Source organism: Streptococcus australis (genome assembly GCF_040226615.1).
In the GTDB taxonomy this organism is placed as follows: domain Bacteria; phylum Bacillota; class Bacilli; order Lactobacillales; family Streptococcaceae; genus Streptococcus; species Streptococcus australis_E.
Genome location: NZ_JBCOAT010000001.1, coordinates 22,172 through 41,192, shown reverse-complemented (window position 1 = coordinate 41,192; position 19,021 = coordinate 22,172). Strand labels below are relative to the sequence as shown.

Here is a 19,021-nt window from a genome sequence, read left to right as displayed (position 1 = left end):
CATTTTTTTATTAGTTGCTTGCACCAGATGTAGCATCAGCAGCTCCGTCACCGTGTCCTCCAGCATCTGAAGCACCTGAAGTTGCATCTGCATCACCATGACCACCAGCAGGAGCAAATGGTCCGCTACCGCCTACAAGGCGTTGACCTGTTGTTTGAAGATACCAGTCCAACCATGGTTGGAAGTTGAAGACGATCTCATTGATACCAGCATATGAGCCATCTGGATAGTACATTGCTTGGTAGTTATGAGTATTGATCACGCCTTCAGGGGATCCTGGAACAATGGTACGAACATATTCCTGGTTTCCGTTGCGAAGAGTGCCGATTACCCATTCAACGTTTTTCATACGTGCTGGTGGAAGTGAACCATGAACAGTTGACATCCGGCTACCAGATTGAGGTGGCACGCGTTTAGCAAACATCGTATCTGGATCTTGGTGAGCATTGTTGTAGTAGAGGAACTGGTTGTTATCATCCGCATAAGTTAACTCAAAAGGCATAGCTTTTAAGAACATATCGATTTGATTAACAGTCAGGATACCGTGGTCCAATTTGACATATGTATCGCCTGATACAGCACCTGTAATTTCTGCAACTTTTTCTACCCAATCTGGATCATCTGGGTCAACCTCAGTGATGGTAGTAGCGATTGGTTTTCCGCAATCCAAATCTTCTGGTTCAATTGGTTTTGGTTTTTTCAATTTAGAAACGACTCCTACGTATTTCACAAAGTTATCTAAACAAGTTTCAAGGAATTTAACTGTTCCTTCGTTCGTGATGTTGCCATCTGCATCAAAAGCTTCTTTCGCTTTTCCAAGAAGAAATTCGTTCCCTGGAAGGGTATAGGCATTGACACCTGGAGCATCAAGTATTTTACGAAGATGAACTTGAGCACGAGAAGTCCCTTGGTCGTAGTAAGAAGCACCCACGATCATGACAGGTTTGCTTTCAAAAGGATGCACTTCATAGGAAAGCCATTCTAAAACAGATTTTAGTCCTGCTGAAATGGTGTGGTTGTGTTCAGGAGTTGCGATAATCACACCATCGGCACGGGTAATTTTATTGTTGAGGAGACGCAATTGGAAGCTTTCGTCCCATTTTTCATCTTGGTTGAACATTGGAACTTCATCGATTTCAAGAACTTCTAATTCAAATTTGATCTTAAAATGACGACGGATGAATTCCAAAAGTTTGCGGTTATATGATTGGTCGTAGTTAGATCCTACAAGTCCTACAAATTTCATGCTAGTATGTCTCCTATCTTACAAGTTTTCCCAGTCGAAGTCTTCGGCATCTTTACGAAGTAATTCTTGAGCGTTGCGCAATTTTTCAGTAACTTTAACAAAGATGCGGAAGTCATCAAAGATAGCATCCAATTTCTTGATGACGTCAAGATCTACTAAGTCACCATTTTGATCAAATGCTTGAAGAGAGTGAGAAAGCAAGAATTCGTCTGGAAGGACAGTGGCTTTAATTTCTGGTGAGTTCAAGATTTGACGCAGTTGCAATTGGGCACGAGATGAACCAAGTGTACCATAAGAAGCACCAGTAATCATCACTGGTTTGCTTAATAATGGGTAGATCCCATAAGATAGCCAAGCAAGTGCACTCATCAATACAGCAGGGATGGAGTGATCATATTCTGGTGTACCAATGATTACGCCATCAGCTTCCTCAATTTTCGCAGCAATCTCTAAGATAGCTTCAGGAACTTGTTTGTTGGCTGGCTTGTTGAAGACAGGGATATCTTTGATCTCAACTAACTCAATCTCTGCCTTGTCAGCAAAATGCTTTTGCATGTATTGAAGTAGTTGGCGGTTTGTTGAACGTTTGGAGTTTGTTCCAACGATCGCAATAAGTTTTGTCATGGAAATTCCTTTCTGAAATTAAAATTACAAATAATCATGTAGCCCACTGGTATAGGCGAGGCGACCTGACTGATAGACGAGAATAGCATCTATGGCAGGTAAGGTTTCAACAATATTTAAAATGTTGGTCGGTTCTTCACCGAACAAGCGCGTGGTCCAAATCTCCCCATCGACTGATCGATCAGAAATAATCGTGAGACTTGCCAGTTCCGTTTCGACAGGATAGCCAGTTTGAGGATCAAAAATATGATGGAAGGTCTGGCCGTCAACCTCGAGGTGACGAACATAGGTCCCTGATGTAACGACGGACTTATCAGTTACAGATAGAACGAGTAAATGTTCCCCTCTTGGAAGCTGAGGATTTTGAATCCCGATTCGCCAAGGGCGATGACTGACAGGATTATGACCAAGGGTAAGGATATTGCCCCCTAAATCAATTAAAGCCTGCTCAATCCCCTGACTCCTGAAATAATTAGCTAGTAAATCCGCACTAAATCCCTTAGCTAAAGCACCTAGATCAATTTTCATCCCTTTTCTTTTGAGAAAAACAGTTTGTTGATTCGGATCTAAGCAAATCTGATGAGGGTCAATGACTGTTAGGGCTTGTTCAATTTCTACTTGATCAGGCTTCCTAGCATCTGAAAAACCAATTCTCCAAGTTTGGACAAGTGGACCAATCGCAATGTTTAAATGACTTCCTTGCGCCTGACTATGGCTAGTTCCTAGAGCAATCAGTGAAAAAAGATCTGGATGAACCTTTACGGGTTCAATGCCAGCCTTTTGATTGACCTCCATCAATTCAGAAGAAGGGTCATTAGCACTAAAGCGATGCTCATAGGATCGCAGGAGACTAAAACAATCGACCAGTATTTGGTCAGCTTGTTGATGAGAAATCGAAACGGTTATGGTGGAGCCCATTAGGCGTTCGGATCGACTAGTTAGTTCCACAAATAGTAAACCACCTTTCCAATATTCACCTACTTCAAGTTTATCAAAAAGAAAGCCATTTCACAATCCCCCCAAGCAAATTTATTGACATTTTTCAGGACTTATGCAAATTGATTTGAAAATAAAATCACAAATTGTAAGCAAAAAAATTGGAAACGATATCATTTTCATGTTATAATTGTATGGTAAATAAAATTAAAGGTAGGATTTTTTCTATGAGTAAAATCGTAGTTGTGGGTGCTAACCACGCTGGAACTGCATGTATCAACACAATGTTGGATAATTTTGGAAACGAAAATGAAATCGTTGTGTTTGACCAAAACTCAAATATTTCATTCCTTGGATGCGGAATGGCTCTTTGGATTGGTGAACAAATTGACGGACCTGAAGGCTTGTTCTATTCAGATAAAGAAAAATTAGAAGCTAAAGGCGCTAAAGTTTACATGAACTCACCAGTTCTTTCAATCGACTACGACAACAAAGTTGTAACTGCAGAAGTAGATGGTAAAGAACACAAAGAATCATATGAAAAATTGATCTTCGCAACTGGTTCAACTCCAATCTTGCCACCAATCGAAGGTGTTGAAATTGTCAAAGGGAACCGCGAATTCAAAGCGACTCTTGAAAATGTACAATTCGTTAAATTGTACCAAAATGCTGAAGAAGTTATTAAGAAACTTGAAGACAAGAGCAAACACCTTGAGCGCATCGCTGTTGTTGGTGGTGGATACATTGGTGTTGAGCTCGCTGAAGCATTCGAACGTCTTGGAAAAGAAGTAGTCCTTGTTGATATCGTTGACACAGTATTGAACGGATACTATGACAAAGACTTCACTCAAATGATGGCGCAAAACTTGGAAGACCACAACATCCGTTTGGCACTTGGTCAAACTGTTAAAGCTATCCAAGGTGACGGTAAAGTAGAACGCTTGATCACTGACAAAGAAACATTCGACGTTGATATGGTTATTCTTGCTGTTGGTTTCCGTCCAAACACAGCGCTTGCTGATGGTAAGATAGAACTCTTCCGCAACGGTGCCTTCCTTGTAGACAAGAAACAAGAAACATCAATCCCAGGTGTATACGCTGTTGGTGACTGTGCGACTGTATATGACAACGCTCGTAAAGACACTAGCTACATTGCTCTTGCATCAAATGCTGTACGTACTGGTATCGTAGGTGCTTACAACGCTTGTGGACATGAGCTTGAAGGAATCGGTGTGCAAGGATCAAACGGTATCTCTATCTATGGTCTTCACATGGTTTCAACTGGTTTGACTCTTGAAAAAGCAAAAGCAGCAGGCTACAACGCTGTTGAAACTGGCTTTAACGATCTTCAAAAACCAGAATTTATCAAACATGACAACCATGAAGTTGCCATCAAGATCGTTTACGATCAAGATAGCCGTGAAATTCTTGGTGCTCAAATGGTATCACGTGATGCTGCAATCTCAATGGGTATCCACATGTTCTCATTGGCAATCCAAGAGCACGTAACGATTGAAAAATTGGCATTGACAGACCTATTCTTCTTGCCACACTTCAATAAACCATACAACTACATTACTATGGCAGCACTTACTGCTAAATAATGTATTCTATAGAAACGCTCATTTGGGCGTTTTTTTGCTGTTGTCTTAGTCAAGAGCTGTGAAAAATAGTATAATAAAAGCAATCAATCTGGGAGTGAAGAGAATTTATGAAACAAAGTCAGCAAATCCAAAGAGAATTTCAATCGACCTCAAGATCTATTTTATCTCAGGTTAGTAGAGGTGTTTTAGTAGGGCTTGTAGTCGGCGCGATTGTCTCGAGTTTTCGATTTTTTATTGAGCATCTCTTTCATGTTGTCCTGGGATTGTATAAGGATCTAGGAAGAGGTCCTTTCAATTGGATCATTATCCTCTCTATGTATCTTTTTATTATTTTGCTAGCTAGCCAGCTCATCAAAAAGAACAAAAACGTTAAAGGATCTGGTATTCCTCAAGTAGAAGCAGAATTAAAAGGACTGCTTCAGATAGACTGGTGGGCTACGCTTTGGCAGAAGTATATTTTAGGGATTTTAGCAATTGCAAGTGGTTTGATGTTGGGTCGTGAAGGCCCCAGTATCCAACTTGGCGCCATGGGAGGAAAGGGGCTGGCTAAGAAACTTGCGCTTAGTCCGGTAGAAGAAAGAGCCTTGATTGCCAGCGGTGCTGCGGCAGGTTTGGCAGCAGCCTTTAATGCACCGATTGCGGGTCTACTCTTTGTAGTAGAAGAAGTCTACCATCATTTTTCTCGTGTCTTCTGGGTATCGACCTTGGCTGCGAGTTTGGTCGCAAACTTTGTCTCCCTCAATATTTTCGGTCAAACACCTGTTTTAAACATGCCAGACCACATCCCACATATCGATTTATCCAGTTATTGGATTTTCTTAGTGATGGGAATTTTTCTGGGCCTAACTGGTTATTTCTATGAAGTTGCTGTTTTAAATATTGGTCGGCTATACCAAAAGCTTGGTAGCTGTTTCAAGGTGACTGCTCCTTACTATCCACTCTTTGCCTTTCTTTTGATCCTACCGATCGGTTATTATTTCCCTCACTTATTAGGTGGTGGAAATCAGTTGGTTTTGAACTTAGCGCATGTCCCTCTTAGTATCCAGATGCTGATCTTCTATTTTGCGATACGATTTATTTGGAGCATGATTAGTTACGGTAGTGGTCTTCCTGGTGGCATCTTTCTTCCGATTCTAGCTCTTGGATCTGTTTTAGGAGCCTTGGTTGCGGCTGTTTTATTAAAGTTTGGTCTCATACATTCTAATCAACTTCCCTTGTTTGTCATTTTAGGAATGAGTGGTTATTTCAGTGCCATTTCAAAAGCGCCCTTGACAGCCATGATTCTAGTGACTGAAATGGTAGGAGATATACGAACCTTGATGCCGATCGGCTTGGTGACTTTGACAGCTTACATTACTATGGATCTGCTAAAAGGGGCCCCTGTCTACGAGGCTATGCTGGAGCAATTGATGCCTGAGGTGACCAGCGGTTCAGATGTCTTAACCCTGATCGAAATTCCTGTATCGGAGAAAATAGCAGGCCGTCAGGTTCGAGATTTGGATCTACCGAGAGACCTCCTGATCACAACTCATCAGCATAATGGAAAAAATAGTACGGTGCATGGTAGTACCCGACTCTATCTAGGAGATAGCATCTACCTCGTGGTAAAAGAGACAGATATCGGTCGAGTGAAAGAATTACTTCTTTAATTCATTTTATTAAAGTTTTCTGACAATTGTTGAAAAATGAGAAAATCTTTGCTATAATAGACCACGTAAAGAACGAATCCAGGAGAAATTCTCATGAAAAAACTTGCAGTAACACTCTTATCAGTCGCTTTATTAGCGGGCTGTGCCAATACATCTTCAAAAAACACAACAACAAATAGTTCCTCTTCGACAGTGAAATTGTCTAAAGAGGACCAAAAAGCCTTGGACCAGGCGACAAGTGAATACAAGGAGTTTGTGCAAGGACAAATCGATCAGTTGTTAAAAGATACAGAGGAATTTCAAAGAGTCCTCAAAAGTGGTGATTTAGAAGAAGCTAAGAAGGTCTATCCTTTGATTCGGATGTCTTATGAACGCTCTGAACCAATTGCTGAAAGCTTTGGGGAGTCTGATGTCAAGATTGACTTCCGTTTGGTTGACTATGTCGATGAAAATAAATCAGAAGAAGGATGGTCAGGCTTCCACCGTATCGAACGCATCCTCTGGGAACAAAATACAACCGAAGGCACTGAAAAATATGCAGAGCAATTGGTAAATGATATCAAAGAGTTGAAAGCTAAGATTGCGACAGTAGAAGTAACGCCAGATTTGATGTTGACAGGTGCGGTTGACCTCTTGAATGAAGTGGCGACACAAAAGATCACTGGGGAAGAAGAAATTTTCTCTCATACAGATCTCTATGACTTCCGTGCCAATATCGAAGGGGCTGAGAAGATCTTTGCTCTCTTCAAACCTCTCATTGAGAAGAAGGATGCCAAACTAGTGAAAACCCTTGAAACAGAATTCAAGGCGGTGAATGACTTGTTAGACAAACATATGACTGATGATTCCAACTATAAATCATATACAGACCTAACAGAAGAAGATACCAAAGAACTAGCAGAAGCAGTTACAAAATTGGGAGAACCACTCTCTCAAATGGGAATCATTTTAAACGGTAAATAACAATGACAAAAGACGAAAAATTTTTTGAAAAGAAGATGGATCGTCGCGAATTTCTGAAAAAAGCAGGTATTGGGGGAGCAGGCTTAGCACTTGGTCTATCCGGTGCTTCTGCTTTTTTCGCTAATAAGGAGCAAGGCTCCAAAAATATCGCAGACGGTCAAGAAGAAATTAGCTTTTACGGCAAGCATCAGGCTGGAATTACCACCCCCATGCAGAAGAATATCTATTTTGTGGTGCTCGATCTCCGGACGACAGATAAAAACGAATTGATTCAGTTGTTTAAAGACTGGACAGATTATAGCCAGAAATTAGTCAATGGAGAACTGGTCAAAAAAGATGGATCCAACGCTCTCTTGCCTCCAAGTGATACTGGGGAAACAGTCGGACTAAATCCTTACCGCCTCACCCTAACCTTTGGTGTTTCGGCTAGCTTTTTGACCAAACTAGGCCTTGAAAAGAAACGTCCCAAACTCTTCCGGGATCTGCCAGCTTTTCCTAAGGAACAGTTGAGAGAGCAGTATACGGGTGGTGATGTCGTTATCCAAGCATGTGCAGATGATGAGCAGGTGGCCTTTCATGCTGTCCGCAATCTGATTCGTAAAGGACGCAATAAGGTGACCATGAAGTGGAGCCAATCAGGATTTGCTGCTATTGGGGATCGCATGGAAACGCCCCGGAACCTTTTTGGCTTTAAGGATGGGACTGCCAACGTTACAACGGAGAAAGATTTTGATAAGGTCGTCTGGGCTGATAGTCAAGACTGGATGAAAAACGGCTCTTACATGGCTGTCCGCAGGATTATCATGCACCTAGAGACCTGGGACCGGACCAACCTGCAGGAGCAAGAAAATACCTTTGGACGCTATAAAGAAAGTGGCGCACCATTTGGAAAGCAAAACGAGTTTGACGAAGTGGACCTCTCCCTCTTACCAGTTGACTCACATGTCCGTTTGGCCAAAGAAGTGGATCTGCCAATTTTGCGACGCTCTTATTCTTACTCTGATGGGATTGATCCGAAAACGGGGCAGTTTGATGCAGGATTGCTTTTTATTGCCTTTCAAAAGGATCCAGACAGCTTTGTGAAAATCCAAACCAATCTTGGGGCAGACGATAAGATGAATGAATATGTGACCCATATTGGCAGTGGCCTCTTTGCCTGCTTCGGAGGTGTGAAGGAAGGAGGATACATTGGTCAAGACTTATTTGAATAAATTGATAGTCGTCCTAGTAGCCTGTCTCTTTTTCATCGTCACCCCTGTCCAAGCTGAGTCTTATAGTGATCTCTTTATCAAAATCACAGATGCAACGACAGCAGTTCGGGATAAGGATCAAGAAAAGGCTCACACTCTTGTTGCAGAGATAAAAGAAGAATTTCTGAAGAAAGCCAATCATGATTCCAAGGCAGGAAAAGAAGTCCAGAAAAGTCTGGACTTGGAAGGCGAGATCACAGAAAAGCAATTGGTGACTGTCTCCACTTCCTTGCTAGCCTTTGAAAAAGAGCAAAATCCAGTCGATCTGGATGCTGAAAAGGAGAAGCTAGAAACTCGCTTGCAGCCTTACTTTGAGAAGCTACAAGAGGCGATCACGGCAAAGGATCTCCAAGCGACACGAAAGGCTTACGCTGATTTAAACAACACCTGGACCCGGAATGAAGCGGTTGTCAGAGATCACAGTACCGCTTATTACGGAAAGGTAGAAACAGCCATTTCCTTCTTGAGAAGTGCGATCGAAACAGAGCCTACAAACTTTGACTCCATCCAATCTTCTTACAATGACCTAAAAAATGTGTTGGATCAATTTATTAGTGGGGAAAAGATTGAGGAAACAAGCTCCAATCTGACCCTTTCAGACGGGATCAAGCTCCTTAAGAAAGCTCTGAGCCTCTTCCAAGCCAATGACACTAGCCAAGCTAGTCAAGCCATGAAGGAATTCATTACCATTTGGCCAACAATCGAGGGCGATGTCAGCACGACCAATCCTGGTCTCTATACTCGGGTGGAAAGTCAGAGTCCTGTCATCATGGTCAAGGGGAACGAAAGCAAGTATCAAAAACAACTGGAAGCTCTGATTAGTGATCTATCTGCTATTGATACCACCGCTTCCTATTCGGCGGTTGACGCTATGTTGATCCTCTTACGTGAGGGAGTTGAAGCGCTTTTGATTGTCATGGCTTTAGTGACCGTTCTCAAGTCAGCAAAACTATTCAAAGGCTTGAAATGGGTTTATGCAGGGGCTCTTCTAGGTATTCTAGCGAGTGCAGCCATTGCAGTAGCTCTTCAATTCTTATTCCCAGCTGTTACTTCAGCTTCCAACCGTGAGGTCATTGAAGGAGCAGTAGGAATTATCGCAGTAGGCATGATGATCGTCATTGGGATTTGGCTACATCGTAAGTCCTCCGTTAAAAAATGGAACCAATTCATGGAAAGTCAGATGAAGGCTGTGACAGCAACTGGAAGCTTCATTTCCATGTTTGCCCTCAGTTTCTTAGCTGTTTTCCGTGAGGGGGCTGAGACCATCCTTTTCTATGTGGGGATCCTCCCTCGTATTCGCTCCTTTGATTTCTTCCTAGGGATTGGCTTAGCTCTTGCAGTTTTAGCCATTCTTGCTATTCTCATGACCAAGGCGAGCCATCTGGTCAAGCCACATAAGATTTTCTTCATCCTGACTTGGATGATCTATGCCCTGGCCTTTAAGATGCTGGGGGTGAGCCTGCACGCGCTTCAATTAACCAATATGCTTCCCAATCATATCTTGAGTAATTTCCCAACCATTGATTGGGCGGGGATCTATCCGAGCTGGGAAGTTCTTGCTTGCCAAGTTCTATTCGTTCTTATTGTCGGGATTGTGACGGTGAAGCAGCATGAAAAATGAAGATAGAAGGCTCACTATTGTAGAGCATTTAAGCGAGTTTAGACGACGCTTCATCGCTTGTATCCTTTGTTTTTTCGTTGTCTTTTGTGGAGCCCTCTTGTTTTCTGACCAGCTTTATGCCTTTTTGACGGCTGGATTTCGAGAGAAACTCTTGGTCCTTGGCCCTAATGACATTTTAAGCATCTACCTTCAGTTGGCGAGCTTAATAGCCTTTACCATCACCCTGCCCTTCACCCTCTTTCAAGTCTGGCAATTTGTAAAACCAGCTTTGAGAAAAGGAGAAGCTGGAGCCATTCTGCTCTATGTGCCGGCCAGTTTGCTTTGTTTCTTGCTAGGCTTACTCTTCGGCTATTATCTGGTTAGTCCAGCTATTCTCGAGGTGCTCTTGAAGTTGGGACAAGGCCAGTTTACCATCCAGTTAACGGCACAGAACTACTTGGCCTTCATCTTTCATACAACAGTACCTTTGGGTGTCTTGTTTGAATTGCCGGTCCTTGTAGCCTTTTTGACCTCGATTCATATCTTAACGCCAGACTGGTTAAGGCGCTATCGTCGGATAGCCTACTTTCTATTGCTGGTACTGGCAGTCGTCCTGACGCCAGCTGATTTCATCAGTGATTTAGCAATGACCGTGCCCCTGATCTTGCTCTATGAAGTGAGTCTGGGCATCAGTCGCATCATCTATAACCGTATACAAAAAAGGAGATAAATTATGGGAATTTTACGTGATATCGGTGCACCGGGATTGATTATTATCATCCTGGGAGCCCTCTTAATCTTTGGACCAAAGCGTTTGCCTGAGTTAGGACACTCACTTGGAAAAATGTTTTCTGAATTCAAGTCAGCCGTCAACAATGGTGTCGCTGAAAAAGAAGAGGACAAAGAAAAGACTGGTAAGACTGAAGAATAATAGCTTACCTTTCATGATATTTTCTGACAGAACTATCTTTTGTTCTTTCATTTTCAATAATAGTAAAAGCAGGAGTAAATCGTTAAAATGATATCTAAGTATAAATCCTGCTTTTTGTTATTTTTGATCCGTCTGAAAATTTTTGTAAATTACAAATTGAAAACAAATCAATTCTTGATAGCGTTTTCCTTGAATCTAAAATTGACCAGGAGTATAATAGAGGGTGGAAAAAGTACATTAAAAAGGAGTGTGTCATGATGATCATTAGTGTGATTTTTGCTGTAGCTTACTTTTTGCTGGTTGCCCTTGTTGCGGCTCTTGTTTTCCGAGCGATAGGAAAAATATTTGAGCTCTTTGATGGCTACCTGATGTACCATTAAGAAATAAACAAGCCCACTCACTATGAGTGGTTTTTTACTATTGGACGGAGATAATTATGAAAACGGAATATGAAAAGATGATTGCTGGCGAGTTTTACAGTCCCATTGATCCAGAATTGAGGAAGTTAGCACAAGAAGCTCGGACCAAGCAATTTGCCTTTAACCAAGAAGCAGACGGTGAGAAGCGGAGTCAACTCATAAAAAGTTGGTTCGGATCTACTGGAGAAAATCTATCCTTGCACCCCTTCTTGGCTTGTGACTATGGGGTCAATATCCACTTGGGTGAGAACTTTTATGCCAACTGGAACCTAACTATGCTGGATGTCTGCCCGATCAGGATTGGTAATAACGCCATGATCGGTCCCAATTGCCAATTTCTTACCCCTCTCCATCCGCTAGATCCGCATGAACGGAATGCAGGAAAGGAATATGGAACTCCAATAACGATTGGAGATAACTTCTGGGCGGGTGGTGGAGCTATCATCCTTCCAGGCGTGACCTTAGGCGATAATGTCGTCGTTGGAGCAGGAGCAGTGGTGACCAAATCCTTCGGGGATAACGTAGTCCTAGCTGGTAATCCTGCCAGAATCATTAAGGAAATAGAGGTGAAAGAGTGAAGTTTTACTTTATGGGAGGACTCGGAAGTAACGAAAATCATATGAGCGAATTTGCTCACTGCTTTCCATACCCCATTACCTATCTAGATCCCTATAAGGTAAAGCTGGAATCTTCCCAAGATTTAGTAGATTGGTTTGAAGCCCATGCGGATTCTATCGAAAATACTTGTATCATTGCCCATTCACTGGGTGGAGATTTGGCGCGATACCTAGCATCCAATATGCCTCAAATTACCAATCTGGTTCTGCTAGATGGTGGCTATCTTGACATGGACCAGATCTTACCACTAGAGCAGGAAATCGAAGAGACACTCGCCTATCTGAAGCAACAGGTATTTCCATCTCTAGAGGAAGCTGTTGCAAGTGAACTTGGAGATACTGACAATCCTTCGCCGACGACTATAAAGGCCATCCAATCCAGTTATCGTTGGAATCCTGATCTCCATCATTATGAACTGGATTTGGATCCACAAGCGGTTCTTTCCCTGCTGAGACTCAGACGAGAGCTACGATCTTTTCAAGCTCCACTAACGGATACCAAGGTCTTGTTTATCGGTCCTAAATACCAGGATGAGCCTGAATGGAGAGCTAGTGCACTTGAAAATTTAGATCCTTCTATTAAGAAGGTGCTCTTAAAGGATCTAGGCCATGATTTTTATACAGCAGTTCCCGAGCTTGTCAGTAAAGAAATCATCAATTGGATTTAAATTTGTTCATAAATAACTCATATATAGAAGTTGTTCTATCCATTCGTCTAGTAATTTCCGAACATTAATTCAATAATCAGCATTCTAATTGAATCGACTCCGTATCTTTGCTATAATCTTGAATGGAAACGTCGGAAGGCGTAGTGATGACGCATCACGATTTAAAATTTAGAAACGAGATTCCAATCCGTATGTTAAACGAATTTCCAATCTTCGATTACGAAGATATTCAATTAATCCCTAACAAGTGTATTATCAAAAGTCGTGCAGAAGCTGACACGACCGTTCAGTTTGGTAAGCACACCTTCAAGCTACCAGTGGTACCTGCCAACATGCAGACTATCCTGGATGAGGATGTGGCCGAGCAACTGGCTAAAGGGGGATATTTTTACATTATGCACCGCTTTGACGAAGCTGGTCGCATTCCCTTTATCAAACGTATGCACGATCAGGGCTTAATTGCTTCCATTTCAGTTGGAGTAAAAGACTATGAGTACGACTTTGTGACTCAACTCAAGGACGACGCACCAGAATACATCACCATCGATATCGCTCACGGACACTCAGATAGTGTCATCCAAATGATCCAGCATATCAAGAAGGAATTACCAGATACCTTTGTCATAGCAGGAAATGTCGGAACTCCAGAAGCTGTTCGTGAGTTGGAAAACGCTGGAGCAGATGCTACCAAGGTCGGGATCGGACCTGGTAAGGTCTGCATTACAAAAGTGAAGACTGGCTTTGGTACTGGCGGTTGGCAGTTAGCTGCCCTTCGTTGGTGTTCAAAAGCAGCTCGCAAGCCGATTATTGCAGATGGTGGAATTCGGACCCATGGAGATATTGCGAAATCCATTCGTTTTGGTGCTAGCATGGTCATGATCGGTTCTCTCTTTGCAGGTCACATTGAAAGCCCAGGGAAGACTGTTGAAGTCGACGGGGAAGCCTTTAAAGAGTATTATGGATCTGCTTCAGAGTACCAAAAAGGGGCCTATAAAAATGTTGAAGGTAAGAAAATCCTTCTACCAGCCAAAGGTCATCTGCAAGATACCTTGACAGAGATGGAGCAAGACTTGCAAAGTTCTATTTCCTATGCTGGAGGTCGCAAGGTTGCTGATCTCAAGCATGTCGATTATGTCATCGTAAAGAATTCTATCTGGAATGGTGACTCTCATTAAAACTACAATTACTTATTTATCTTGCGGATTGGCGCAAGGTCTCTACAAGGTGCCGGAACACCTAACAATAAGTAAGTCTTAGATTGATCCAGGGATACTTGGATTCTGTAGAGGCTTACTTGGTAAGTCTCTATTTTTTGTTCCAAACTGTTTAGGAGAAAACATGAAATTACTAGAAGAACGCATTTTGAAAGACGGAAATGTCCTGGGAGAGAATATCCTCAAGGTCGATTCCTTCTTGACCCACCAAGTGGATTACCAGTTGATGAAAGAAGTTGGGAAGGCTTTTGCGGAACGCTTTAAAGATGCTGGTCTGACCAAGATTGTGACCATTGAAGCTTCAGGGATTGCTCCTGCCCTCTATGTGGCAGAAGCTTTGGAACTTCCCATGATCTTTGCTAAAAAAGCCAAGAATATTACCATGAATGAAGGGATTTTGACATCAGAAGTCTATTCCTTTACCAAGCAAGTGACCAGTACGGTTTCCATTGCTAGCAAGTTTTTAACACCAGATGATCGCGTCTTAATCGTTGATGACTTTCTGGCAAATGGCCAAGCAGCTAAGGGCTTAATCCAGATCATCGAACAAGCTGGTGCGAGTGTAGAAGCTGTCGGTATCGTCATTGAGAAATCCTTCCAAGATGGCCGTGGACTGTTAGAAGAACTCGGCTACCCAGTTGTTTCACTTGCTCGTTTGGACCGTTTTGAAAATGGTCAGGTTGTATTTAAGGAGGCAGACATCTAATGCAAAAACAAGAAAACCATTCACAGGCAGCCATTCTAGGCTTGCAACACCTATTAGCCATGTATTCGGGCTCTATTCTAGTACCGATTATGATTGCAGGCGCTTTGGGATATAATGCCCAGCAACTAACCTATCTCATCTCTACAGATATCTTTATGTGTGGGGTAGCCACCTTCCTGCAATTGCAGTTAAACAAACATTTCGGGATTGGTCTTCCGGTCGTCCTTGGGGTGGCCTTCCAGTCTGTAGCACCTCTTAGCATGATTGGGGCTAGCCATGGTAGTGGGGCCATGTTTGGTGCCTTGATTGTTTCAGGGATTTACGTGGTTCTGGTCTCAGGATTCTTCTCGAAAATCGCCAACCTCTTCCCATCCATTGTGACGGGATCTGTCATTACGACCATTGGTTTGACCTTGATTCCAGTTGCGATTGGGAATATGGGGAACAATGCTGAAGAACCTACGGTGCAAAGTCTGATCTTGGCCGTGATTACCATTCTCATCATTCTTGTGGTCAACATCTATACAACAGGCTTTATCAAATCTATTTCTATTTTGATTGGGTTGATTGTAGGAACAGCTATCGCAGCTTCTATGGGCTTGGTAGACTTCACTCCTGTAGAACAAGCTCCAGTCCTTCATGTCCCAACACCATTCTTCTTTGGAGCTCCTAAGTTTGAAATCACTTCAATCGTCATGATGTGTATCATCGCAACTGTTTCCATGGTCGAATCGACTGGTGTCTATCTTGCCCTTTCAGATATTACAAAAGATCCAATTGATAGCACGCGCCTCCGCAATGGCTACCGTGCTGAAGGGTTGGCCGTCCTTCTCGGCGGTATCTTCAATACCTTCCCCTACACAGGGTTCTCACAAAACGTCGGCTTGGTGAAATTATCTGGTATCAAGACCCGTCTTCCAATCTACTACGCGGCTGGTTTCCTCGTTCTTCTCGGTCTCCTGCCTAAGTTTGGAGCTTTGGCGCAAATCATCCCAAGTCCAGTACTTGGTGGAGCTATGTTGGTCATGTTTGGTTTTGTGTCTATTCAAGGGATGCAAATCCTTGCGCGTGTTGATTTTGAACACAATGAGCACAATTTCCTCATCGCGGCTGTATCAATTGCAGCAGGGGTAGGGTTAAATAACAGCACCCTCTTTAATGGTCTACCAAGCGCCTTTAAAATGTTCTTCGCAAACGGAATTGTTGTTGCCAGCGTCTTGGCAATTATTCTCAACGCCATCTTGAACCGCAACAAAAAATAATCTAAATAAACTGAGGATCTGTTAGATCTTCAGTTTTTTAATTCTTTTGACATTTAAGGAGACATATAGTAGAGTGGAAGAGAAAAATATAACTTGATAAGAAGAGAGTCCTACCATGTATTTAACCCATCATTTTAAAGAGCGCTTGCGCTTGTTTGTCAGTCTATTTATCCCTCTCCTGGTCTATCAACTTGCTAACTACTCTGCTAGTTTTGTTGATACAGCCATGACAGGACAATACAATACCTTGGACTTAGCTGGTGTTTCGACTGCCACTAGTCTTTGGAATCCCTTTTTTACTTTCCTGACAGGAATTGTCTCTGCCCTAACGCCGATTGTCGGGCATCACCTAGGCAAGGGAAACAAAGAGCGGATTGCTAGCGATTTTTACCAATTTCTTTATATGTCATTTGGTATGGCTGTTCTCTTAATAGGCTTTGTCTGGGGGATTGCGCCAATCATACTCAAGCAAATCGGCTTAGAAAATACTGTTGCTCAAATAGCGATTCGTTACTTATATTTCCTTTCTCTAGGAATCTTACCCTTGTTGCTCTTTAGTATTGTACGGACCTTCCTGGATACGTTAGGAATGACGCGTCTATCCATGTACTTGATGCTCTTGCTCTTACCTTTGAATGCATGTTTTAACTATATCCTGATCTATGGAGCCTTTGGTTTTCCTGAGATGGGAGGCGCAGGAGCAGGTCTTGGAACCTCTCTGGCCTACTGGGTCTTGCTGGCTATTGCAGTTTTGATCTTATGCAAGCATCCCAAGGTAGCTCCTTATCAATTGTGGAAGCCACAACCTTATGATTTTAAAGGAGTCAAAGAAGTATTGCACCTTGGCCTTCCAATCGGGGGAATTGTTTTTGCTGAAGTCATCATCTTCTCACTTGTTGGACTGCTCATGGCAAAATTCCCATCACTCACCATTGCTAGTCACCAATCTGCTATGAACTTTTCAAACATGATGTATGCTTTCCCAGTTAGTATCTCAAGCACCATGGCCATTATTGTATCTTACGAACTAGGAGCCGGAAGACCGGAGGTAGTGAAACAATATTGCCGTTTGGGACGATTGACAGCCTTTGGCTTTGCGATTATTACCCTTGTCTTTCTATATACATTCCGCTACCAACTGGCTGGATTGTATGGCAAGGATCCAATCTTTGTTCAGCAAACAGCTATATTCATGACCTTTAGTCTCTTTTTCCAAGTAGCCGATACCTTTGCAGCCCCCCTACAAGGAATTTTGCGAGGCTATAAGGATACAACCGTTCCTTTCTTATTAGGAGTCTTTAGTTATTGGAGTATCTCTATTCCTCTAGGGATTTTCCTTGATCATGTGACTGACCTCGGTCCCTATGCTTATTGGATTGGCCTCATTTCTAGCCTTGTCGTGAGTGGAATCTGCTACCAACTTCGACTATGGCAGATACAAAAGAAATACCAAAATTCCTAAAAGAGGCTGGGACAAAAGTCCTAGCCTCTCAATTATCTTTGGATTATCGAGCAAAACGCAGTGGTTGAGTGGGCTCTCCTACGCTGATTTCATCAGCTTTTACAGCCCTACTCAACTGTGCGGAGGTGGGACAACGAAATCGAATTCTAACGAATTACCGATTTCTGTCCCACTCTCTTATTTAGTGCGCATTTCACCTTGAGGGAAGTAGGTTCCTTCAGGCATATCATTGATAATGACATGAACAGCAGATTGCGGAGCACCTGTATTCCGAACGACAGCCTCGGTTACTTCCTTGGCCAAAGCTTTCTTTTGCTCCAAGGTGCGCCCTTCGAATAAATCAATACGTACAAATGGCATTGCGCCACCTCCTTTATAAATCTTAACCTTATTTTATCACATTTTATATGAAAAGGAGGAGTCTATGTAGATGTTGCGAGTATAAGTTTAATAACCATATAAAAATTTTTTACCAATATTTAGTACTACCTACTTACATAACTTCACTTATTATGGTATAATTAATTTGTGAGAAGTGGTCTCTCACTATGCGTTTGTCATTTTGTCAGGGAAATGATAGACGCTTTTTTTATTCTCAAATAACAAAAATGAAGTGGCAACAGAGTGAAATTTTTGCTAGTGCAAACAGGAAAAACAAGGCTTCGTAGAACTCTACGTCCATAGTCCATCATCCAATGGTGAACCTCTCTATAAGTTGCCCTAATTTACTGCCCGTGTTATAATATAATGAAACACATTTTAGAGAGAACAGAAGGAAAATGGCACAATTATATTATAAATATGGGACCATGAACTCAGGGAAAACCATTGAAATCTTGAAGGTGGCCCATAATTATGAAGAGCAAGGCAAGAGCGTCGTCATCATGACCTCGGCAATCGATACACGAGATGGAGTTGGAGTAGTTTCTAGCCGGATCGGTATGAAACGAGAAGCTATGGCCATTGAAGATGAGACAGATATCTTCGGTTATATCCAAAGTTTGGAAGAGAAACCCTATTGTGTCTTGATCGATGAAGCTCAGTTTTTGAAACGCCACCATGTCTATGACTTGGCTAGGGTTGTTGATGAACTGGATGTGCCGGTGATGGCTTTTGGCCTCAAAAATGATTTCCGAAATGAACTCTTTGAAGGTTCCAAACACCTCCTCTTGTTAGCGGACAAGATTGAGGAGATCAAAACTATCTGCCAATACTGTTCCCGCAAGGCGACTATGGTCTTGCGTACCCAAGCGGGAAAACCCGTCTACGATGGAGAGCAGATCCAAATCGGTGGTCACGAGACCTATATCTCGGTTTGCCGCAAACATTATTTTAATCCAGACATACCAACTGAAAGCGTCTAGAACGTTTTAGAGAGGATAAAAATGTCTATTTGTTTAAAATATATTACAATAGAGAATTATTTTGACGTTTTAAATCTAGAAGTTCATCCAAACCAAAGGAATTTTATTGCATCCAATTCCATTAGTTTAGCTGAAGCCTATGTATATGATAAAAATGGTGATTTTATAGCTCCCTTAGCAGTTTATGATAAGGAAGTATTAGTTGGTTTTGTTATGATTGCCTATGACCGGAAAATTGGGATCAGTAAGGGGAACTACTTGTTATTTCGTTTTATGATAGATAAACGATTTCAAGGTTTAGGCTATTTTAAACTGACTATGGATGCAGTCATTGACTTTGTTCGAACAGAGCCAGCTGGAAAAGCAACAAGTCTTTGGTTATCATATGAACCAGAAAATAAACATGCGAGATCTTGTTATCTCCATTATGGATTTAAAGAAACTGGCCAAGTCATAGAAGACGAAATTGTAGCAATCTATGATCTAACAACCAAGAATTAAGGAGC

General features: G+C 42.2%; 20 protein-coding genes and 1 riboswitch. Of the genes, 16 read left to right on the top strand and 4 right to left on the bottom strand.

The window, feature by feature from the left end; genetic code table 11:
- Nucleotides 1-10: 10 nt before the first annotated feature.
- From ABT997_RS00215 to ABT997_RS00205, 3 genes are read right to left on the bottom strand one after another with little or no spacing between them, the layout of a single operon-like run.
- Nucleotides 11-1,246 (bottom strand): NAD(P)H-dependent oxidoreductase, encoded by a 1,236-nt coding sequence (locus ABT997_RS00215; protein WP_006596325.1) that lies wholly within the window; start codon nucleotides 1,244-1,246, stop codon nucleotides 11-13.
- Between the two features lie 18 nt (nucleotides 1,247-1,264).
- Entirely contained in the window at nucleotides 1,265-1,870 is a 606-nt protein-coding gene (locus ABT997_RS00210; protein ID WP_006596326.1) for an NADPH-dependent FMN reductase, read from the bottom strand.
- Between the two features lie 24 nt (nucleotides 1,871-1,894).
- A complete protein-coding gene (locus tag ABT997_RS00205; protein ID WP_433916223.1) occupies nucleotides 1,895-2,788 on the bottom strand; it encodes an FAD:protein FMN transferase in 894 nt (297 codons plus the stop codon).
- Nucleotides 2,789-3,033: 245 nt separating this feature from the next.
- On the opposite strand from ABT997_RS00205, the gene nox reads away from it, so the two are divergent.
- The 14 genes from nox (at nucleotide 3,034) to ABT997_RS00135 (ending at nucleotide 17,151) form a co-directional block, all read left to right on the top strand.
- Nucleotides 3,034-4,410 (top strand): H2O-forming NADH oxidase, encoded by a 1,377-nt coding sequence (gene nox / locus ABT997_RS00200; protein WP_350018470.1) that lies wholly within the window; start codon nucleotides 3,034-3,036, stop codon nucleotides 4,408-4,410.
- A gap of 107 nt (nucleotides 4,411-4,517) precedes the next feature.
- Nucleotides 4,518-6,059, top strand: coding sequence for a ClC family H(+)/Cl(-) exchange transporter (locus tag ABT997_RS00195; protein ID WP_350018469.1), 1,542 nt, complete (start codon nucleotides 4,518-4,520; stop codon nucleotides 6,057-6,059).
- 93 nt (nucleotides 6,060-6,152) lie between these two features.
- Nucleotides 6,153-7,022: an iron uptake system protein EfeO gene (gene efeO, locus ABT997_RS00190; protein WP_023026835.1), complete on the top strand. Its 870-nt coding sequence runs from the start codon at nucleotides 6,153-6,155 to the stop codon at nucleotides 7,020-7,022.
- 2 nt (nucleotides 7,023-7,024) lie between these two features.
- Nucleotides 7,025-8,233: an iron uptake transporter deferrochelatase/peroxidase subunit gene (gene efeB / locus ABT997_RS00185; protein ID WP_350018468.1), complete on the top strand. Its 1,209-nt coding sequence runs from the start codon at nucleotides 7,025-7,027 to the stop codon at nucleotides 8,231-8,233.
- Complete coding sequence (locus tag ABT997_RS00180; RefSeq protein WP_350018467.1) at nucleotides 8,211-9,893, top strand: FTR1 family iron permease; 1,683 nt, start codon at nucleotides 8,211-8,213, stop codon at nucleotides 9,891-9,893. The genes efeB and ABT997_RS00180 overlap by 23 nt, the downstream gene beginning before the upstream one ends.
- Nucleotides 9,883-10,602, top strand: coding sequence for a twin-arginine translocase subunit TatC (tatC, locus tag ABT997_RS00175; protein WP_306474873.1), 720 nt, complete (start codon nucleotides 9,883-9,885; stop codon nucleotides 10,600-10,602). The genes ABT997_RS00180 and tatC overlap by 11 nt, the downstream gene beginning before the upstream one ends.
- 3 nt (nucleotides 10,603-10,605) lie before the next feature.
- Nucleotides 10,606-10,803, top strand: a complete 198-nt coding sequence (locus ABT997_RS00170) for a twin-arginine translocase TatA/TatE family subunit (protein ID WP_236128165.1) — start codon at nucleotides 10,606-10,608, stop codon at nucleotides 10,801-10,803.
- A 254-nt stretch (nucleotides 10,804-11,057) separates the two neighbouring features.
- The gene (locus ABT997_RS00165; protein WP_023023285.1) at nucleotides 11,058-11,183 is read left to right on the top strand and encodes a hypothetical protein; all 126 of its coding nucleotides are present in this window, start codon (nucleotides 11,058-11,060) and stop codon (nucleotides 11,181-11,183) included.
- Between the two features lie 56 nt (nucleotides 11,184-11,239).
- Nucleotides 11,240-11,800, top strand: a complete 561-nt coding sequence (locus tag ABT997_RS00160) for a sugar O-acetyltransferase (RefSeq protein ID WP_350018466.1) — start codon at nucleotides 11,240-11,242, stop codon at nucleotides 11,798-11,800.
- Nucleotides 11,797-12,507, top strand: a complete 711-nt coding sequence (locus ABT997_RS00155) for an alpha/beta hydrolase (protein ID WP_195549863.1) — start codon at nucleotides 11,797-11,799, stop codon at nucleotides 12,505-12,507. Before ABT997_RS00160 ends, ABT997_RS00155 begins: the two co-directional genes overlap by 4 nt.
- 191 nt (nucleotides 12,508-12,698) lie before the next feature.
- Entirely contained in the window at nucleotides 12,699-13,682 is a 984-nt protein-coding gene (gene guaC / locus ABT997_RS00150) for a GMP reductase (RefSeq protein WP_061563986.1), read from the top strand.
- A riboswitch (purine riboswitch) is annotated at nucleotides 13,675-13,770 on the top strand. It overlaps the preceding gene by 8 nt.
- A gap of 75 nt (nucleotides 13,771-13,845) precedes the next feature.
- The gene (locus ABT997_RS00145) at nucleotides 13,846-14,427 is read left to right on the top strand and encodes a xanthine phosphoribosyltransferase (protein ID WP_350018465.1); all 582 of its coding nucleotides are present in this window, start codon (nucleotides 13,846-13,848) and stop codon (nucleotides 14,425-14,427) included.
- Nucleotides 14,427-15,689: a nucleobase:cation symporter-2 family protein gene (locus ABT997_RS00140; protein WP_350018464.1), complete on the top strand. Its 1,263-nt coding sequence runs from the start codon at nucleotides 14,427-14,429 to the stop codon at nucleotides 15,687-15,689. Before ABT997_RS00145 ends, ABT997_RS00140 begins: the two co-directional genes overlap by 1 nt.
- A gap of 115 nt (nucleotides 15,690-15,804) precedes the next feature.
- Nucleotides 15,805-17,151 carry an MATE family efflux transporter gene (locus ABT997_RS00135; RefSeq protein WP_350018463.1) on the top strand — a complete coding sequence of 449 codons (1,347 nt, stop codon included), beginning with the start codon at nucleotides 15,805-15,807 and terminating at the stop codon, nucleotides 17,149-17,151.
- Between the two features lie 177 nt (nucleotides 17,152-17,328).
- On the opposite strand, the gene ABT997_RS00130 is transcribed toward ABT997_RS00135, so the two are convergent.
- Nucleotides 17,329-17,511: a 4-oxalocrotonate tautomerase gene (locus ABT997_RS00130; RefSeq protein ID WP_001117401.1), complete on the bottom strand. Its 183-nt coding sequence runs from the start codon at nucleotides 17,509-17,511 to the stop codon at nucleotides 17,329-17,331.
- 419 nt (nucleotides 17,512-17,930) lie between these two features.
- Between ABT997_RS00130 and ABT997_RS00125 the strand changes: the two genes are divergently transcribed.
- Nucleotides 17,931-18,515, top strand: coding sequence for a thymidine kinase (locus tag ABT997_RS00125; RefSeq protein ID WP_125329409.1), 585 nt, complete (start codon nucleotides 17,931-17,933; stop codon nucleotides 18,513-18,515).
- A 21-nt stretch (nucleotides 18,516-18,536) separates the two neighbouring features.
- A complete protein-coding gene (locus tag ABT997_RS00120) occupies nucleotides 18,537-19,016 on the top strand; it encodes a GNAT family N-acetyltransferase (RefSeq protein ID WP_350018462.1) in 480 nt (159 codons plus the stop codon).
- The last annotated feature ends 5 nt before the right edge of the window (nucleotides 19,017-19,021 follow it).

Excerpts from the sequence above, each read along its gene's own strand:
- ABT997_RS00215 (WP_006596325.1), bottom strand. The coding sequence starts at position 1,246 with ATGAAATTTGTAGGACTTGTAGGATCTAACTACGACCAATCATATAAC.
- ABT997_RS00210 (WP_006596326.1), bottom strand. The coding sequence starts at position 1,870 with ATGACAAAACTTATTGCGATCGTTGGAACAAACTCCAAACGTTCAACA.
- ABT997_RS00205 (WP_433916223.1), bottom strand. The coding sequence starts at position 2,788 with ATGGGCTCCACCATAACCGTTTCGATTTCTCATCAACAAGCTGACCAA.
- nox (WP_350018470.1), top strand. The coding sequence starts at position 3,034 with ATGAGTAAAATCGTAGTTGTGGGTGCTAACCACGCTGGAACTGCATGT.
- ABT997_RS00195 (WP_350018469.1), top strand. The coding sequence starts at position 4,518 with ATGAAACAAAGTCAGCAAATCCAAAGAGAATTTCAATCGACCTCAAGA.
- efeO (WP_023026835.1), top strand. The coding sequence starts at position 6,153 with ATGAAAAAACTTGCAGTAACACTCTTATCAGTCGCTTTATTAGCGGGC.
- efeB (WP_350018468.1), top strand. The coding sequence starts at position 7,025 with ATGACAAAAGACGAAAAATTTTTTGAAAAGAAGATGGATCGTCGCGAA.
- tatC (WP_306474873.1), top strand. The coding sequence starts at position 9,883 with ATGAAAAATGAAGATAGAAGGCTCACTATTGTAGAGCATTTAAGCGAG.
- ABT997_RS00170 (WP_236128165.1), top strand. The coding sequence starts at position 10,606 with ATGGGAATTTTACGTGATATCGGTGCACCGGGATTGATTATTATCATC.
- ABT997_RS00165 (WP_023023285.1), top strand. The coding sequence starts at position 11,058 with ATGATGATCATTAGTGTGATTTTTGCTGTAGCTTACTTTTTGCTGGTT.
- ABT997_RS00160 (WP_350018466.1), top strand. The coding sequence starts at position 11,240 with ATGAAAACGGAATATGAAAAGATGATTGCTGGCGAGTTTTACAGTCCC.
- guaC (WP_061563986.1), top strand. The coding sequence starts at position 12,699 with ATGTTAAACGAATTTCCAATCTTCGATTACGAAGATATTCAATTAATC.
- ABT997_RS00145 (WP_350018465.1), top strand. The coding sequence starts at position 13,846 with ATGAAATTACTAGAAGAACGCATTTTGAAAGACGGAAATGTCCTGGGA.
- ABT997_RS00140 (WP_350018464.1), top strand. The coding sequence starts at position 14,427 with ATGCAAAAACAAGAAAACCATTCACAGGCAGCCATTCTAGGCTTGCAA.
- ABT997_RS00135 (WP_350018463.1), top strand. The coding sequence starts at position 15,805 with ATGTATTTAACCCATCATTTTAAAGAGCGCTTGCGCTTGTTTGTCAGT.
- ABT997_RS00130 (WP_001117401.1), bottom strand. The coding sequence starts at position 17,511 with ATGCCATTTGTACGTATTGATTTATTCGAAGGGCGCACCTTGGAGCAA.
- ABT997_RS00125 (WP_125329409.1), top strand. The coding sequence starts at position 17,931 with ATGGCACAATTATATTATAAATATGGGACCATGAACTCAGGGAAAACC.
- ABT997_RS00120 (WP_350018462.1), top strand. The coding sequence starts at position 18,537 with ATGTCTATTTGTTTAAAATATATTACAATAGAGAATTATTTTGACGTT.